Origin of the sequence: Aquabacter sediminis, assembly GCF_028863665.1 — a bacterium.
Taxonomy (GTDB): domain Bacteria; phylum Pseudomonadota; class Alphaproteobacteria; order Rhizobiales; family Xanthobacteraceae; genus L1I39.
Genome location: NZ_JARBFX010000005.1, coordinates 532,313 through 548,030, shown reverse-complemented (window position 1 = coordinate 548,030; position 15,718 = coordinate 532,313). Strand labels below are relative to the sequence as shown.

The 15,718-nt window shown below is 65.0% G+C and carries 12 protein-coding genes, 2 tRNA genes and 2 pseudogenes; 5 read left to right on the top strand and 11 right to left on the bottom strand.

Annotation, left to right across the window (positions count from 1 at the left end; translation table 11 throughout):
• Positions 1-319: 319 nt before the first annotated feature.
• Entirely contained in the window at positions 320-1,432 is a 1,113-nt protein-coding gene (locus PV781_RS13505; RefSeq protein WP_274776143.1) for a Fic family protein, read from the bottom strand.
• A 207-nt stretch (positions 1,433-1,639) separates the two neighbouring features.
• Here PV781_RS13505 and PV781_RS13500 point away from each other — a divergent pair.
• Positions 1,640-2,541: pseudogene (locus PV781_RS13500) on the top strand (HNH endonuclease).
• 398 nt (positions 2,542-2,939) lie between these two features.
• On the opposite strand, the gene PV781_RS13495 reads toward PV781_RS13500, so the two are convergent.
• Both PV781_RS13495 and PV781_RS13490 read right to left on the bottom strand, forming a co-directional pair.
• A tRNA-Gly gene (locus tag PV781_RS13495) sits at positions 2,940-3,014 on the bottom strand.
• Positions 3,015-4,738: 1,724 nt separating this feature from the next.
• Positions 4,739-4,945 (bottom strand): hypothetical protein, encoded by a 207-nt coding sequence (locus PV781_RS13490; RefSeq protein ID WP_274776142.1) that lies wholly within the window; start codon positions 4,943-4,945, stop codon positions 4,739-4,741.
• A gap of 223 nt (positions 4,946-5,168) precedes the next feature.
• On the opposite strand from PV781_RS13490, the gene PV781_RS13485 reads away from it, so the two are divergent.
• The 4 genes and pseudogenes from PV781_RS13485 to PV781_RS13470 all read left to right on the top strand — a co-directional run bounded on the left by PV781_RS13485 (position 5,169) and on the right by PV781_RS13470 (position 7,946).
• Positions 5,169-5,242, top strand: a tRNA-Gln gene (locus tag PV781_RS13485).
• 300 nt (positions 5,243-5,542) lie between these two features.
• Positions 5,543-6,712 carry a zinc-dependent alcohol dehydrogenase gene (locus tag PV781_RS13480; RefSeq protein WP_274776141.1) on the top strand — a complete coding sequence of 390 codons (1,170 nt, stop codon included), beginning with the start codon at positions 5,543-5,545 and terminating at the stop codon, positions 6,710-6,712.
• 11 nt (positions 6,713-6,723) lie between these two features.
• Positions 6,724-7,526, top strand: a pseudogene (locus PV781_RS13475) (SDR family NAD(P)-dependent oxidoreductase).
• A 75-nt stretch (positions 7,527-7,601) separates the two neighbouring features.
• Complete coding sequence (locus tag PV781_RS13470; RefSeq protein WP_274776140.1) at positions 7,602-7,946, top strand: TfoX/Sxy family protein; 345 nt, start codon at positions 7,602-7,604, stop codon at positions 7,944-7,946.
• A gap of 14 nt (positions 7,947-7,960) precedes the next feature.
• On the opposite strand, the gene PV781_RS13465 is transcribed toward PV781_RS13470, so the two are convergent.
• Genes PV781_RS13465 through PV781_RS13430 form a run of 8 tightly spaced genes read right to left on the bottom strand, consistent with a single transcriptional unit; the run spans position 7,961 to position 15,712 of the window.
• Positions 7,961-8,890, bottom strand: coding sequence for a dihydrodipicolinate synthase family protein (locus tag PV781_RS13465; protein ID WP_274776139.1), 930 nt, complete (start codon positions 8,888-8,890; stop codon positions 7,961-7,963).
• Between the two features lie 11 nt (positions 8,891-8,901).
• Positions 8,902-9,687, bottom strand: coding sequence for an SDR family oxidoreductase (locus tag PV781_RS13460; RefSeq protein WP_274776138.1), 786 nt, complete (start codon positions 9,685-9,687; stop codon positions 8,902-8,904).
• Between the two features lie 40 nt (positions 9,688-9,727).
• Positions 9,728-10,423 carry a GntR family transcriptional regulator gene (locus PV781_RS13455; protein ID WP_274776137.1) on the bottom strand — a complete coding sequence of 232 codons (696 nt, stop codon included), beginning with the start codon at positions 10,421-10,423 and terminating at the stop codon, positions 9,728-9,730.
• Positions 10,420-11,439, bottom strand: coding sequence for a Gfo/Idh/MocA family protein (locus tag PV781_RS13450; protein WP_274776136.1), 1,020 nt, complete (start codon positions 11,437-11,439; stop codon positions 10,420-10,422). Before PV781_RS13450 ends, PV781_RS13455 begins: the two co-directional genes overlap by 4 nt.
• A complete protein-coding gene (locus PV781_RS13445; RefSeq protein WP_274776135.1) occupies positions 11,439-12,596 on the bottom strand; it encodes an ABC transporter ATP-binding protein in 1,158 nt (385 codons plus the stop codon). Before PV781_RS13445 ends, PV781_RS13450 begins: the two co-directional genes overlap by 1 nt.
• Positions 12,597-12,603: 7 nt before the next feature.
• Complete coding sequence (locus PV781_RS13440) at positions 12,604-13,464, bottom strand: carbohydrate ABC transporter permease (RefSeq protein ID WP_274776134.1); 861 nt, start codon at positions 13,462-13,464, stop codon at positions 12,604-12,606.
• Position 13,465: 1 nt separating this feature from the next.
• Complete coding sequence (locus tag PV781_RS13435) at positions 13,466-14,425, bottom strand: carbohydrate ABC transporter permease (RefSeq protein WP_274776133.1); 960 nt, start codon at positions 14,423-14,425, stop codon at positions 13,466-13,468.
• A 3-nt stretch (positions 14,426-14,428) separates the two neighbouring features.
• Positions 14,429-15,712 (bottom strand): ABC transporter substrate-binding protein, encoded by a 1,284-nt coding sequence (locus PV781_RS13430; protein ID WP_274776132.1) that lies wholly within the window; start codon positions 15,710-15,712, stop codon positions 14,429-14,431.
• Between the last annotated feature and the right edge of the window lie 6 nt (positions 15,713-15,718).

Below are 15,718 nucleotides of genomic sequence, written 5' to 3'. Positions count from 1 at the left end.
GTTCGGCCAGATCGAGTTCATCGACGAAGGCGTCAATGATGCGGACCGGGTTGTCTGCATCCACATAGTCTTCCAGGCACGTCGGCAAAAAGCTTGCTTGGTGGCGGTCAGCAGCTTCAACGAAACGTCCCATCTGGCACCCCCGAAGCAGTGCCAGATCATAGCATCATCAGGGGTTTTCACACAGCCTCGGCCCCATACCGGACGTTCAGAGCCGCTCTTGGCAAGGTCCGCAACTGGCGCATCCTTTGAAGTGGATGCCCCAAGGGCGATCGAAAGGACAAAGCGGTTGCACCACTGACGTTGCCGCCCGCAACAATCAGCCCGCACTCTGCAGGTTCAGGTGGTATCGCGTGTAGCGACGTTCGCCAGTTCGGGTCAGTGCCCCTTTCTCGACCAGATCGTGTAGGTCGCGTGTGGCGGTGGGGCGCGAGGTGCCGGTGATCGCGAGGTAGTTCTCCGCGCTCAGGCCTCCCGTGAAGCCGCCGGGGCCCTCACGGAAGAGACGGGCGATCACCTTCTCCTGCCGTTCGTTCAGCTTGTCGCGGAAGCGATCGTAAAAATGTGCCTTGGCGATATGGAAGGCGACGCGGCCGAGCGTCGTCTGCTGGGCCGCGATGATCGTTTCGGCAAAATAGACCAGCCAGTCCGTGACATCGAGCGTCCGCTGATGGACCTCGAGCTGATCGTAATAGGCCTTGCGATGCTGCTCTATGGTATGGGCGAGCGCGATCAGCGTCGGTTGCCCGATGTTCTGGGCGAGGGATTTTTCCGCGACGGTTCGTCCGATGCGGCCGTTTCCGTCCTCGAAGGGATGGATGCTCTCGAAATAGAGATGGCCGATCCCGGCCCGGGTGAGTGCCGGCAGGGGATTGTCGCCGTTCGGGGCCGAGCCATTGAACCAGGTGAGATAGGCGGCCATCTCGTCCGGAACCCGAGAGGATGGCGGCGCCTCGAAATGCACGGTCGGCCGATCCTGGCGGCCGGATACGATCTGCATCGCGTCTTCATGGCGACGATATCCGCCGATCGTCTCCAAGTGCCAGCTGTCCGCCATCAGCATGCGGTGCCAGCGGAACAGCGTATCGCCGTCGAGGGGATCGGCCCAGCTCCGATAGAGATCGACCATCATCTCTGCGATGCCCCGCTCTTTCGGCTTCACGTTGCGATTGTCGGTGTCGAGGCCGAGCTGACGGCGCAGAGAGGATTGCACGCTGAGGCGATCCAGCGTCTCTCCTTCAATCGCGCTGGTCTTGACGGCCTCGTCACTGAGGAGTTCGATCCGCAGCAGGTCCCGCTCGTCATCGCTCACATGCCGGACCGCGCCGATCACCTCGCCGGTCAGCAGCAGGAACCGCCGCTCCAGCGGTTCGAGGGCAACCGGATCATAGGCAAAATGCGGCCAGCCGTGCTGGGTCCAGTTCCAAGCCATGAGCGATAGAATTCCTTTCTATCGCTCACATAATAGCGGAATTGCGATTGATAGATAGCTGTCCTATCGCTCATGGCAGCGCGAAGGAGACTGAGAGCGTGATGCCGGGTCGATAACGTGACGCGCGCGACCAAGGGGTGAAAGGTCCACCTGCTGCCGAATGATACCCATTGTGCGCTACGATCGAATGGGGATCAGGGATGGCACATGGGATTCGGCGTCTTCATTCACCGCTCGGACTCGATCTATGACGACAGCCCGGCTGTACGGTATCAGTTCCCGCGCCCATATCTGGGACGCGTCGAGGCCTGCGTCGGCGACTGGATCGTTTATTACGAACCCCGGAAAGTGGCGGAGACCCGGGGCTATTTCGCGATCGCCAGGGTCGAGCGCGTCGTCCCTGATCCCACCGCTCCGGGCATGTATCTCGCTCTCATCAAACCAGGCAGCTATCTCGATTTTGCCAGCCCGGTGCCTTTCACCGATGCGGATGGCGTGGTCGAGCGCGGTGTGCTGAACGCGGACGGGCGCATATTTCAGGGCGTGCGCAAGCCGCCGTGCGTCCGCTCTCGCCGGACGATTTCAACCGGATCGTCACTCTCGGACTGAATGATAGCGAGCCGCTGCTGCCCCGCGTCGACGAGGGAGCGTCCCTCTCAGGTTTTGAAGAAGAACAGGCGCCATTCGTGTTCGAGCCGCCCCGCGAGCGCGTCAACACTCTGTCCTCTCGCATCGTCCGCGACCGCATCTTCCGGCGCGTCGTGCTGCGCGCCTATGACGAGCGCTGCGCCATCAGCGGGCTGAAGCTGATCAATGGCGGCGGGCGTGCCGAGGTGGCCGCGGCGCATATCCGCCCGGTGGAAGCGAATGGCCCCGACATCGTTAGCAACGGGCTGGCGCTGTCGGGCACGGCGCACTGGATGTTCGATCGCGGACTGATCAGCCTCTCGGATGATCTGGACATCCTCATTTCCCGGCAGACCAACGATGCCGACGGCGTGCGCGCCTTCATCAACAAAGACGGCCGCGCCATCGCGCCACGCAGGTTGATCGAGCGACCCCATCCTCATTTCCTGCGCTGGCACAGGGAGCATTGTTTCAAGCCGTGAGGCGGAGGCTCCCTATGCCGCTTCCGATCACTGCACAGCAATTTCGCCCTTAACCTGTCGTCGCACGCTACGTGCTGCGCCGCGGACGGAATCCTGTCGAACCCGCCGAATATCGGGCTCTTTGCATCCTCCCCACCCGCAATGAAATCGCTATGCCCCCGGCTTTGTTGGGTGCCCGACCCGTCGAGCAGATGCGATGCGGTTCTAGCGGGTGGCTCTACCATGCAGATGCCCGCTGAGGCGGAAACGTCAACCGCGTGCATTTCCGCTGGAGCCCGCTTGAGCCACCCGACGCGCCAGATTCATCCGCGTGCCTCACAGGTGCCTAACGGCTGCCAAACGCCAGCCTCCGCCCGAAGGCGGGAATTCTGCAAGCCATTCGATTTTCTAGAGAAATTTGGAGCGGGCGAAGGGATTCGAACCCTCGACCCCAACCTTGGCAAGGTTGTGCTCTACCCCTGAGCTACACCCGCATCCATCTGCCGACCCGATGTCTCGGCCGGCGGTGCGTTCTATTGCCAAATGCTGGAGGCGATTGCAACACCCCTCTTTCGGTTTTATCGGAAGGCGACGAAGAAACCGGCTCGCGGCAGCCGGAGATAGTCTATATTTTTCAATTAAATCAAATAGTTATAGGACATTTCACTTTTCCACAGGGCACCCGGAGACTGAAGCGGTAGCGTCCACGTCCGGCGGCCCAGTGCAGGAGGGAGAGATTCGCGGAGCTCGCGTCCTTGCCGCGAGCCACGGCACGGGTGTGTGTTTAGGAAAAAATACTAGATGATATTCCTATTTGCGATCCACTCTGCTATGGTGTCCTCACCTGGCACCAAGGAGGGGCGCGTCCGGAGCGGCCTGACGGGTGGTGTCGGGGGCGGGTGTCCGACGGGGCGGGGAATAACGCACTCCGTTTCCGTTAGCAGAGGAGGCTGAAGGCCCAGGCGCACCGATCCGGTTCTGGTTCGGCCGGTGCTGATGGGAGAACCTGTTGCCCACGCGGCGCAGGGCCGAGGCCATAAATCCCCGCGCGGGAGCGGACGGAGCCCGGCTACACCTCATCCCACACTTCTACGGCGCGCCGCCGCGCGCCGGCCGCTCCCGCATCCCTCCACCCTGCCTTTGGCGGGGATGTTTGTGCTGGGGGCGTCAGAGGGGCGGCTTGCTCGTGGCGTGGCGTCCTTGCCCCCTCCCCTGCCCTCCCCCGCTTCGCGGGAGAGGGGGCCTGTAGCGCTGGGGGAGAGGTGCGGATAACTGCGGCCATGACGGGCAAAACACCGCCCCGACCGGACCCGCCAAAGTCCCCCTCTCCCGCGAAGCGGGGGAGGGTTAGGGAGGGGGCAGGCGCGGGGCAAAGTTACGGAGGGGGCAGGCGGGAAGGGATGGGAGGGGGCAGCGGAGGGAGATGGGAGGGAAGGCAGGGGCAAGGCGCAAACGGAAGCGCGGAGAGACCTGGAACAAAGAGGGGGCGATGGGGAGACATCAAAGCCGGCACGCTGCGGGCGCACAAGGTTGCAAGGGCGGACTGAGAGCCCTGCCCTCACTCACGCTTCGCGCCGATGGTCCCGCAGTTCCACTGCCCCGTCGCCGCAGCACGAGGCCGGCAAGCAGAGCCGGAGCGGGACGGAAGCACTCCCCGGTCAGATGCACGGCGAGAAGGCCGCAGCGGCACCACAGGACGGAAGGCGAGGCGCATGAGGCGCGGCATGGAGAGCCACACCAAGATGCGGCGCCGCACAGACGCTCCCACGCCTCAGATCGCTCAGATCCGCTCGATCTCGTCGACGGGGACCTGGAGGCGCCACAGCTCCCATGCCGGCACACCGAAGGCGCGGCACAGGCCGCACACGTACGGACATCGCCTGGCACGAAAGGGAAGGTGGCAGGCGGAAAAGAGAGCGGAAGGGAAAAGACCAACCCGGACCGACGCCGCGCGCTCGCGTGTCGCCAATGCACGAGGGGGCATGCGCTGATGCGTGCCGTGCACCACAAAGCGGGCGCGGGCAAAGCCGCCGGCGAAGCTCTGTGGACCTGGCAGGACCCAAAAGGGGCGCAAGCCAATCAAAGACCGCCAGACCGCCCGCGCTCAGGCGCGAAGATCTGGACGGGGGAAGAGCGGGGGCCGGCCCTGAGGGTCAGCCCCCGGGAAGCGGGCACGAGAAACGCCGCCCGCTTCAAATCCAATCGGTGTCCAACCGCCTCAGCGGCCGTTGACAACCGCCTGCGGAATTCCCTCGCGGCTCAGGCCGATCCGGGAGAGTTCGGTATTGGACAGGCGGGTCAGGTTCTCGTAGCGCGCGTTCATCTCGCGGGCCTCGCGCACGGCGGCAACGAAGTCGGACACGATCGCACCGAACCGGCCGAAAAGACGCTCGGCGCCGTGGTGGTGTGCGGTCATCGTGGTCATGTGTGCCTCCATCAACTGGCCCCTAACATAGGGGAAGATAGTGCATTGCAACATGGCCGATTGTGCATGGCACCATTGCGGATGCCGTATACCAGGAACCGTCTCCCGGCGGCCCGGTGGCGTGTGGAAAACTTCACCACCCCTCTGGACCGCCCGCATCGAATTGCGTATAGGAGCGCCTCGCTTGCAGCGCGCGGCCCAAACCCGCCCGGCACAGCACCGTTGGGGGATAGTTCAACGGTAGAACCGCGGACTCTGACTCCGTTAATCCTGGTTCGAATCCAGGTCCCCCAGCCACTCGTTTCAGCTGCCAAGTCGGCCCTTTCAGAAAAGACGGCGCAATCACCTTCGCGCTGCGCGGCTTGCCGCGCGCCGGGGAGATCCCGCCAGCTTCGCGGTGCCCGCCATCGCCAAGCCGACGCCCGCTGCCATTGCGCGCGCCCTGCCCTTTTGCCAGCCAGACCTTGGCGGGGCTTGCAAATCATCAAGCGCGGCTGGAGGAACAACGGGGCCGGCGGGCGGTTCCTGGAGCATCCCCGCCCGCGCCGCACGGGCCTCTTCGGAGCGGGGGACACCCGCCAAGCTCCGGAGACGCACATGAAGGCGCTGACCTTTCACGGCAAGGGCGACATACGCTGCGAGCAGGTGCCCGATCCACGCATCGAAGATTCGCGCGATGCCATCATCAAGGTCACAGCCTGCGCCATCTGCGGCTCCGACGTGCACATCTATGACGGCGTGATCCCATCGATGGAGCATGGCGACGTGCTCGGCCACGAGACCATGGGCGAGGTGGTGGAGGTGGGCAGGGACAACACCGCGCTGAAGGTGGGCGACCGCGTCGTGGTGCCCTTCACCATCGCATGCGGCCAGTGCTTCTTCTGCCAGCGCGGCTTCTATTCGGGCTGCGAGCGCTCCAACCCAAACCACCAGATGGCCGAGAAGATGTGGGGCTATTCGCCCGCGGGGCTCTTTGGCTACTCGCACATGCTGGGGGGATATTCGGGCGGACAAGCGGAATATCTACGCGTGCCCTTCGCCGATTCCGGGCCCATCAAGGTGCCGGAGGGCCTCACCGACGAGCAGGTGCTGTTCCTCTCGGACATCTTCCCCACCGGCTATATGGGCGCAGAATTCTGCGACATCAAAGGCGGGGAGACCATCGCCATCTGGGGCTGCGGCCCGGTGGGCCAGATGGCCATCCGCAGCGCCTTTCTGCTCGGCGCCGAGCGCGTGATCGCCATCGACACGGTGCCCGAACGCCTCGCCTTGGCGCGCGCCGGCGGCGCGGAAACCCTCGATTTCCTGGAAGAGGACATCTACGAGCGCATCCGCGAGCTCACCAAGGGGCGCGGCGCGGATGCCTGCATCGATGCGGTGGGCACGGAGGCGGATGCCTCCTCCTCCCTCTATGCCCGCATTGATCGCATCAAGGTGGCGACCTTCATGGGCACGGACCGGCCCCATGTGCTGCGCCAGGCGATTCAGTGCTGCCGGAACTTCGGCGTGGTCTCCATTGTCGGCGTCTATGGCGGCTTCCTGGACAAGATCCCCATGGGCTCGGCCATCAATCGCGGCCTGACCTTCCGCATGGCCCAGACGCCCGTGCAGCGCTATCTGCCGCGGCTCCTGAAGCTGATCGAGGACGGCACGTTCGACCCCTCCTTCGTCATCACCCACCAGGCGGGGCTGGAGGATGGCCCCGACCTCTACCGCACCTTCCGCGACAAGGAGGACGGCTGCATCAAAGTCGTTCTCAAGCCATGAAAGGACACGACATGACCGTCGCGCGCTCTGCCGGGACCGGGCTTGCCGTGGTGACCGGTGCCTCCTCCGGCATCGGCTATGAGCTGGCGCAGCTGTGCGCCGCGGCGGGCCACGATCTCGTCATTGCCGCCGATGAGCCGGGCATCGAGAGCGCGGCCGGCGCGCTGAAGGGCACGGGCGTCACGGTCCATGCCCTCCTGGTCGACCTCTCGACCCCGCAAGGGGTGGACCGCCTGTGCGATCTTGTGGCGGGCACCGGCCAACCTATCGAGATCCTGTGCGCCAATGCCGGCCATGGCCTTGGCAAGGCCTTCCTGGACCAGGATTTCAAGGACGCCCGGCATGTGTGGACACCAATGTCACCGGCACGCTCTATCTGCTGCACCGCCTCGGCAATGTCATGCGGGCGCAAGGCTTCGGCCGCATCCTCATCACTGGTTCTATCGCCGGCTTCATGCCAGGCGCCTTCCAGGCGGTCTATAATGGCACCAAGGCCTTCATCGATTCCTTCTCATGGGCCTTGCGCAACGAACTGAAGGACAGCGGCATCACCGTCACCTGCCTGATGCCGGGCCCGACCCAGACCGAGTTCTTCCAGCGGGCGGACCTCATTGACACCAAGGTGGGCCAGGACAAGAAGGATCGCCCGCAGGACGTGGCCCGCGCCGGCTTCGACGCCATGATGTCGGGCGAAGGCGACGTGGTGGCCGGGTGGAAGAACCGCATTCAGGCGGCGCTCGCCAATGTCATGCCCGCGGGGACGCTCGCCGAGCAGCATCGCAAGATGGCCGAGCCCGGTTCCGGCCGCGAATGAGGGCGCCGTCAGAAAGCCGGTGAAGCGCCGCCGGGATTGGGCCACCATGGCGGAAGCGGAGCGAAGGGGGCGGGGATGGCGCGGGACAGGGGGCTGGAAGAGGTGGTCGGGGACCTCGTGGCGGGCGAGCCAGGGCTCACGCAAGGCCCCATGTTCGGCGGCTGGGCCTGGCTGCTCGACGGCAACCTGCTGTGCGGCGCGCGCACCGATGGCGTGCTGCTTCGTCTCGGCAAGGGAAACGATGTCTGGGCGCTGGAGGCCGAGGGCGTGGAGCCCATGATCATGCAGGGCCGGCCCATGCCCGGCTGGATCCGTGTGTCGCCGGATGCCTTCGCGGACGAGAATTTCGCGCGGCGTTTGATGGTCGCCGCGCTGTCATTCGTGCGGTCGCTTCCACCCAAGGAAGCGGGGCGGCGATGAACCGCCCTGCCCTGTCAGAGCCGGGCGCGGGCGTCCTTGCGGCCAAGGCGCTCAAGCAGGAAATCCACCTCGGCGCGGGCCGCGGCATTGAGCGTACCGCCGGGCTTGCGCTGGGCGTCCGAGGCGATAAAGCCGCGTCGCATCATCACATATTTGCGCACGGCGAGGCCCACCCCCTGCTGTTGCTCGTAGCGCAGCAGCGGCAAATGGGCATCGAACAGATCGTGCGCCGCCTCCCGCTCGCCTTCCTTCTGGAGGCGGACCACATCGGCCAGCATCTCGGGGAAGGCATAACCGGTCATGGCGCCGTCGGCGCCGCGCTCCATCTCGAAATCGAGGAACAGGCCGCCATTGCCGGTGAGGATGGAGATGGGCCGCATGGACCCGTCCTTCTGGAAGCCGCGCAAGGTGGAGATCTTGTCGAGGCCCGGCCAGTCCTCGTGCTTCAGCATCACGCAGGAGGGATGGTCCTGAACGATCTGGCGGATCACCTTCGGTGTCATCTGCACCGAGAGCGTGAGCGGATAGTCCTGGATCACAAACGGAATGTCATCGCCGATGGCCTCGATGGCCTGGCGGTAATAGGTCAGGATCTGATCGTCCGTGCGCAGCGAGGGCACGGGCGCGATCATCACGCCGGCGGCGCCCTTGTCCATCACCGCGCGGGCCAGCGAGCGCATGGCGGCAAAGCCGGGGGCGGACACGCCGACAATCACCGGCAGGCCGGACATTCCGGTCACGAAGCGGGAGGCGATGTCGAGGGACTCGTCCGGCTCCAGCTTGGGCGCCTCGCCCATGATGCCAAGCACGGTCACGCCGGTGGCGCCAGCGGCCATGTAGCGCGCCATGAGCGTGTCGACGGAGGCCACATCGATGCGGCCGTCCGGCAGGAAGGGCGTCGGAGCGATGGGGAAGAGGCCGGCGGCCTCGGCGGTCAGAGCCATTGCAGTCACCTTCAGATGCTGGCGATCAGCCCGCCATCCACGCGGATGACGGAGCCGGTGAGATACGAGGCGCGGGTGCTGGCGAGGAACGCGACCACGTCGCCATATTCGCTGGGATCGCCATACCGGCCCATGGGAATGGCGGCATTGCTCTCGGCCGCCACCTCTTCCACCGCACGGCCCTCGCGCTTGGCCTTTTGCTCGTCCAGGAAGGTGATGCGGTCGGTGGCGATGCGGCCGGGCAGCACGATGTTGGCGGTCACGCCATCCCGCGCCACTTCCCGGGCCAGCGTCTTCGACCAGCCCACCAACGACATGCGCAGCGCGTTGGAAATGCCGAGATTGGGAATGGGCGAGACCACGCCGGACGAGGTGGAGGTAATGATGCGCCCCCACTTTCGGGCCCGCATGCCGGGCAGCGCTCGGTCGGTGATGGCAATGACGGAGAGCACCATCTGCTGGAAGCTCTTGGCCCACAGGTCCGGCGACTGGCCGGCGGCGGTGGTGGGCGGAGGGCCGCCGGTATTGTTGACCAGCACATCCACTGGCCCGAGCCGGGCCTCGATGGCCTTGAACTGGTCCTCGATCACAGAGAGGTCGGAAAGGTCCCATTGCAGGGCCAACGCAGTGCCGCCCGCCTCGGTGATGGCGGCCACCGTGCGCTCCACATTGGCCAGCGTGCGCCCGGCGACCGCGACCCGCGCCCCCTCCGCCGCAAGCGCCTTCGCCATGGCGCCGCCCAGGCCGCCACCGGCGCCGTGCACCAGCGCCACCTTGCCGTTCAATCCAAGATCCATGAGTCACGTCCTTCGTGAAAAGAGTGCGCGACGCCCCGCCTCAATCGGCGAGCCGGAGCGGGCCCTTGGCGGGGCCGTTCGCCGTGCGCTCCAGATAATCCACCTTGCTGTATTGCATGTGGTCGACGCACAGCTGCGCCAGCGCCCAATGGTCCGTACCCTGCAAAAGCTCAATCATGATGTCATGCTGGCGGCGGGAGAGTTCCAGCCCTTCCCGGTCGGCGAGGTTCTTGGCGCGCATGGGCAGGGTCAATCCCATATAATCCTGCAGGGTGCGCACCAGATACGGGTTTCCGCAGCCGGAGAACAGGGTCAGGTGGAACAAGTCGTTGGTTTCGTGGATGCCGCGCAGATTGCCGGCTTCCGCGTGCCGGCAATAATCCGCTTGGATGGCCTTGAGGCGGGCGATGAAGTCCGGCGGCGCCGGCAGCGCGATGGAGAGCGCCGCCTGCCGCGTCAGCATCTCCCGCACCTGGTAGATCTGGGCCACTTCCTGCGCGGAATAGGAGCAGACGGTGGCCCCCACATTCTTCTCGCGCCGCACGACACCCGTGCGTTCCAGCTGCACCAGGGCCTGACGGATATAATGCCGCGAGGCCCCGTAGCGGGCCATCAGATTGTCCTCGACGAGCCGCGCGCCCGGCGCCAGCCGGCCGAAGATGATGTCGTCCTCCAGGCGGCGCAGGACTTCGGCCTGTTCGTCCGCCCGCGACGGGGAAAGGGATGGCTCGCTCATGGGACAGATCCGTTGCGCGTCTCGAAGCCTGAGAGGCGGTAGCAATCCTCCACCAGCCGCAGCGTTTCAAGATTGTCCAGCGCCCCGGTCTCGAACGGCGCGCCGGTTCTCACGCCGTGAACGAAATGGGCGATGGCCGCCGCATAGGAACCGGCATAAGTGGCCTCGCTCTCATAGGCGACGTGCTCGGGCTGCGGACCCACCAGGCTGAGCTCGGTCCCATCCAGCCGCAGCGTCCCTTGATCGCCCAGCACCATGAGCCGGTCGCTCTGCTGGGCCGGCGAACCATGGGCCGCGAAAGTGGCGAAGACACCGACGCCAGCGCCGGAGGCGGTTTCCAACTGGATCACCGCGCCATCCTCGCCGGCCATGTCGGGGCAGGTACGGCTGAGGGCCGCGGCCTTCACTGTGAGGGGGCCGAGCAGCATGCGCAGGGTATCGAGATGGTGGATCAGCACCTCCGCCACCAGCATGCGCCGCTCCGTGCGCATGAAGGGCTGGCGCTCCAGGGCCATGAGCCGGCCCTCCGCATCCGGCACGGTGCCGGAGGTGATGAGCGAGAGATGGGCCGCGCGCACGGTCCCGATGCGGCCCGCCCGCAACCATTCCGCCGCCTTGCGGTAATAGGCTCGAAACCGCCAGTTCTCGTGCACCATGAGGGGCACGCGATCGGCAATGTCGACAATCAGCTGCTCCGCCTCCGCAAGCGTGGGCGCCAGCGGCTTCTGGCACAGGATGGGCAGGCCATGGTCCGCCGCCAGCCGCACCAGATCCGCATGCACCGCCCGTGGCGCGGCGATGTCCACCGCATCGAGGCTACCGGCGGCCAGCATCGCCTCCGCGCTGTCGAACACAGCGGAAATGCCGTAGGCAGCCGCGCGCTCCTCAGCGTGCGGCCGTGAAGGATCGGCGATGGCAACCACGCACGCCGCATCAGGCAGGGTCGCCCAGCCCTTTAAATGGTGCTGTGTCACCCAGCCCGCGCCGATGAGGCCGACCTTAAGTGGCGCGCCCATCAATGGGTCCTCCGCTGGACCGCCGCACGTACAGCGTCCGCGCCGGCTTCGCGCATGGAAACGGCATCGCCGGTCTGACCATCAAACAGATAAGCGGCATCAGCGCGGAAATAGAGGGTCACCGCCTCGTCCGGCACCGAGGTCACATGGCGCGGAAGGCGCGCGGTGATCTCGCCGCCGCCGGGCAGTTCGAGCAGCAGGAGGGTCTCGGCACCCAGCGGCTCGACAGCGATGGTCCGCCCCCGCACCGTGCCGAAGGGCGCGCCCTCAAGGCCCGCCGGGTCGACCATCATGTCCTCGGCCCGCACGCCGATCACGCCTTCGCGCCCGTCATGGGCGGCGAGGGTGGCATCGCTCCAACGGATGAGCGGCGCATCCAGCGCCGGGCTGTGCGCCCGGCCCGCGCCGGCGGCGATGCGGGCGGTCATGAGGTTCATAGGCGGCGAGCCGAGGAAGCGGGCGACAAAGGTGTTGGCCGGCTGCCAGTAAACCTCGAGCGGCGCGCCGATCTGAGCAACCTTTCCCGCATTCATCACGCAGATGCGGGTGCCCATGGTCATGGCCTCCACCTGATCGTGGGTGACGTAGATCATGGTGGAGCCGAGGCGGTGATGCTGCTTGATGATCTCGCTGCGGGTGTTGACGCGCAGCGCCGCATCGAGGTTGGAGAGCGGCTCGTCGAACAGGAACACCTGCGGCTCGCGCACCATGGCCCGCCCCAGTGCCACGCGCTGGCGCTGGCCACCGGAAAGGGCACTTGGCTTGCGTGAAAGGAGCGGAGAAAGACCGAGCAAAGTGGCCACCTCGGCCACACGCCGCTCGACCTCGGCCGTGGCAAAGGAGCGCCGACGCAAGCCGAAGGCGAGGTTCTCGGCGACGCTCATATGCGGATAGAGCGCATAGGACTGGAACACCATGGCGATGTCCCGATCCTTGGCGGGCACGTCGTTCACAACGCGGCCATCGATGGAGAGTGTGCCACCGGAAATGGTCTCCAGCCCCGCAATCATGCGCAGCGTCGTGGACTTGCCGCAGCCGGAGGGGCCCAGAAGGACCATGAACTCGCCATCGGCAATGGTCAGGTCCACATTCTCCACCACAGTCGGCCCCATGAGCCCGTAGCGCTTGACGATCTTGTCCAGTTTCACAACGGCCATGGGAGCCTCACTTGATCGCGCCGGCGGTCATGCCGCGGATGAGCTTTTCGGAGAAGAAAACGTAGGCGACGATGACCGGGATGACCGAGATCATGACGCCCGTGGCGATCATGCCGATGTCCTGGAAATGATCGCCCATGAAGGCGCGGATGCCGATGGGCAAGGTGCGCTTGTCGGGATCGGTGATCAGCACCACGGCGAACAGAAACTCGTTCCAAAGCTGGATGAAGTTCAAGATCAAGGTGGTGGCGATCGCCGGCATGCCCACCGGCAGGACGATGCGCCAGAAAATCTCCAGGTCGCCATAGCCATCCATCTTGGCAGCATCGAACAGGTCCTGCGGGATGCGGGCGAAGAAGCCCTCCAGCAGATAGACCGTCAGCGGCAGTTGAAGGGAGACATAGACCAGCGCCAGCCCGAACAGGCTATTGTAGAGATTATACTCTACCAGGATCTGGTAGAGCGAGATCAGCGTGATCTGCGGCGGGAAGATGATGGAGGAGAACAGCACCCCATAGATCAGCCGGTTGCCCCGGAAGCGATAGCGGGCGAGTGCATGGGCCGCCGCCGCCCCGATGAGGGTCACCACTGCCACCGCGCCCACAACCACCAGGGCTGAATTCCAGAAATAGGTGGCGAAGGCGGAATCCACCCAGGCGGTGCGGAACTGGTCGAAATGAAAGCGGGTCGGAAAGGCATAGGGATCGGCGCTGATCTCGGCGGTGGTCCGCACCGACATGGTGGCCAGCCACAGGAAAGGGCCAAGCTGATAGATCGTGTAGATCGCCAGGACGAGGCCGAGAATGCCCCGCGAGAACAGGCGCGGCAGGGGCGCCCGGCCCTCACGGATGGCGTGTGTAGCGGACATCTCAATACTCCAGCCGCTCGCGCGAGCCGAGCACGCGGTTGAGGAGGATCACCGAGGCGCAAACCACCAGGAACCACACCGTCGCAATGGCCGAGGGATAGCCGAGGTCGAAGGTGTTCCAGTTGAAGGCGCGCTTATAGACGTAGGTGGAGACGGTCTCGGTGGCCCAGAGCGGACCGCCCTGCGTCATGATCCAGACCAGGTCGAACACCTTCATCTTGCCGATGAAAGACAGGATATAGAGGCTGAGCAGCGTCGGCCGCAGCATGGGAATGATGATGTAGCGCAGCTTCGCGCCCCAGCCGCAATTGTCGAGGTCGGCGGCCTCCAGCACTTCCTTGGGCAGGGAGTGGATGGCCGCAAGGCACACCACCATGTTGAAGCCGGCCCATTTCCAGGCATGGGTCACGATGACCGAGCCGAGCGCGAGGTTGGGATCGCCGAGCCAGGAAGATGCGAGGGCGCCGAGGCCCACCGCCCGCAGCATCACATTCAGGATGCCCCAGTCATAATTGTAGATCCACATCCACAGGATCGCGACCACCACATAGGACAGGAGCACGGGCGTGAACCAGGCCACCCGCAGGAAGCGGGCGAACGGCACGCCCGCATAAAGGGCGAGGGCCAGCAAAAGCCCCGTCGCCACGTCCAGAATTGGCGCCACGAAAGACCAGATGAAGGTGTTGCGCACCGCCACCCAGAAGGTCTCGTCGCCCATCAGGTCGCGATAATTGGCCAGGCCCACGAAGGTGGCATCGAGGCCTTCGATGGTGAAGAAGCTGTCATAGATGGTGCGGAAGGCGGGATAGGCCGTCAGCCCGCAATAAACCAGAAGCCCCGGCCCGAGAAAGATCGCCAGCACGAGCCGCGTGGCACGCCGGGGATCGGCGAGGGTGGCCCGCGAGGAGGCTTTCACCTCCCCGCTCTTGGCCGAGGTCTGCAAGGAGAGAACGTCGGGCATCGCTCACTTCTTCAGGCAGGCGGCATCCATCTTGTCCGCCGCATCGGCGACGCTGATGAGGCCGGCGGGGAAGGCATTGTTCATAACCTGCACATAGGTTTCGGCGCACTTGGCCCGGTAATAGAGCAGCGGCGTTCCGAAGAAGTAGGTCACGTCCTTGTTGCGGGCGTTCAGCTCGTCGAAATAGGCCTTGTGCGGGCTGACGATCTTGGCGGGATCGGACTTGAGGCCGCTTTGGAGCGAGACTTCGCTGATCCACTTGGTGCCGTTCTCGGCGGTCGCCATGGATTTCAGGAGCGCGCCGGCGCAATCCTTGTTCTTGCCCTTGGAGTACATGACAAAGCTGCCGGCTACCGCCAGCGTCTTGCAGTTTGGGCAAGCCCCCTGGTCCATGGCCGGGAACTTCATGATGCCGAGCGGAAAGTTCGCGGGCATGCCGCCCTTCTCCGGCGGTGCGAAGGCGCGGCCCGTAAACCAGCTGGGATCAGGGAAGGTCAGCGCGCCCGGCGTATTGTAGAAATAGAAATGGGACTCGCCGAGCTTCAGGGTTGAGAAGCTCTTGGGATAGGCGCCTGCATCCACCAGTTCCTTCACCCAGGTCATGACCTGCTGGACGCGAGGATCCTTGAAGGACAACTCGCCGCTCAAGAGCTTCTTGTAATCGTCCGGCCCGAGCTTTCGCAGGAGCGACTCGAACAGCAGCTGACCACCCGGAAAGGGGCGGTCGCCCACGCCTTGCGACACCGGCGTGATGCCCGCGGCGACGCCCTTCTTCACGAGATCCAGGAACTGGGCCTGCGTGAGTTGGAAGGAAGCCGGCACATCCACGCCGACTTTCTTGACCAGATCCTTGTTATAGTAAAGCTCGACCGTATAGGCCTCCACCGGCACGCCATAGACCTTGCCCTTGGAGGTCCAGGCGGGCTTTGCCCAGTCTTCAAGACCATTGAGATCGATATAGCCGTCGAGTGGTTCCAGGAAGCCGCCGGCCAGGAATTCCGGCTGGTCGGGCTCCATGTAGAAAATGTCGGGCGCCTGCCCGGTGCGCACGGCGGACTTGGCCTGAGTGTAGATGTCCGCCTTGGGGATGAAGCTCAGCTTCACCGTGCATTGCTTGTTGGCCGCCTCGAAGTCCTTCACGCGGGCCGTCACCCACTCCTTCTTGGCGGGCTCGTCGGGCCAGTTGCTCCACATGGTGATTTCGGTGGGATCCGCGGCGGCATGCCCGGCCCAGCCCATGGCGATGGCCAGAATAGCCGCCGCACCAGTCCCTCGAATGCTCCTCATCCGCTT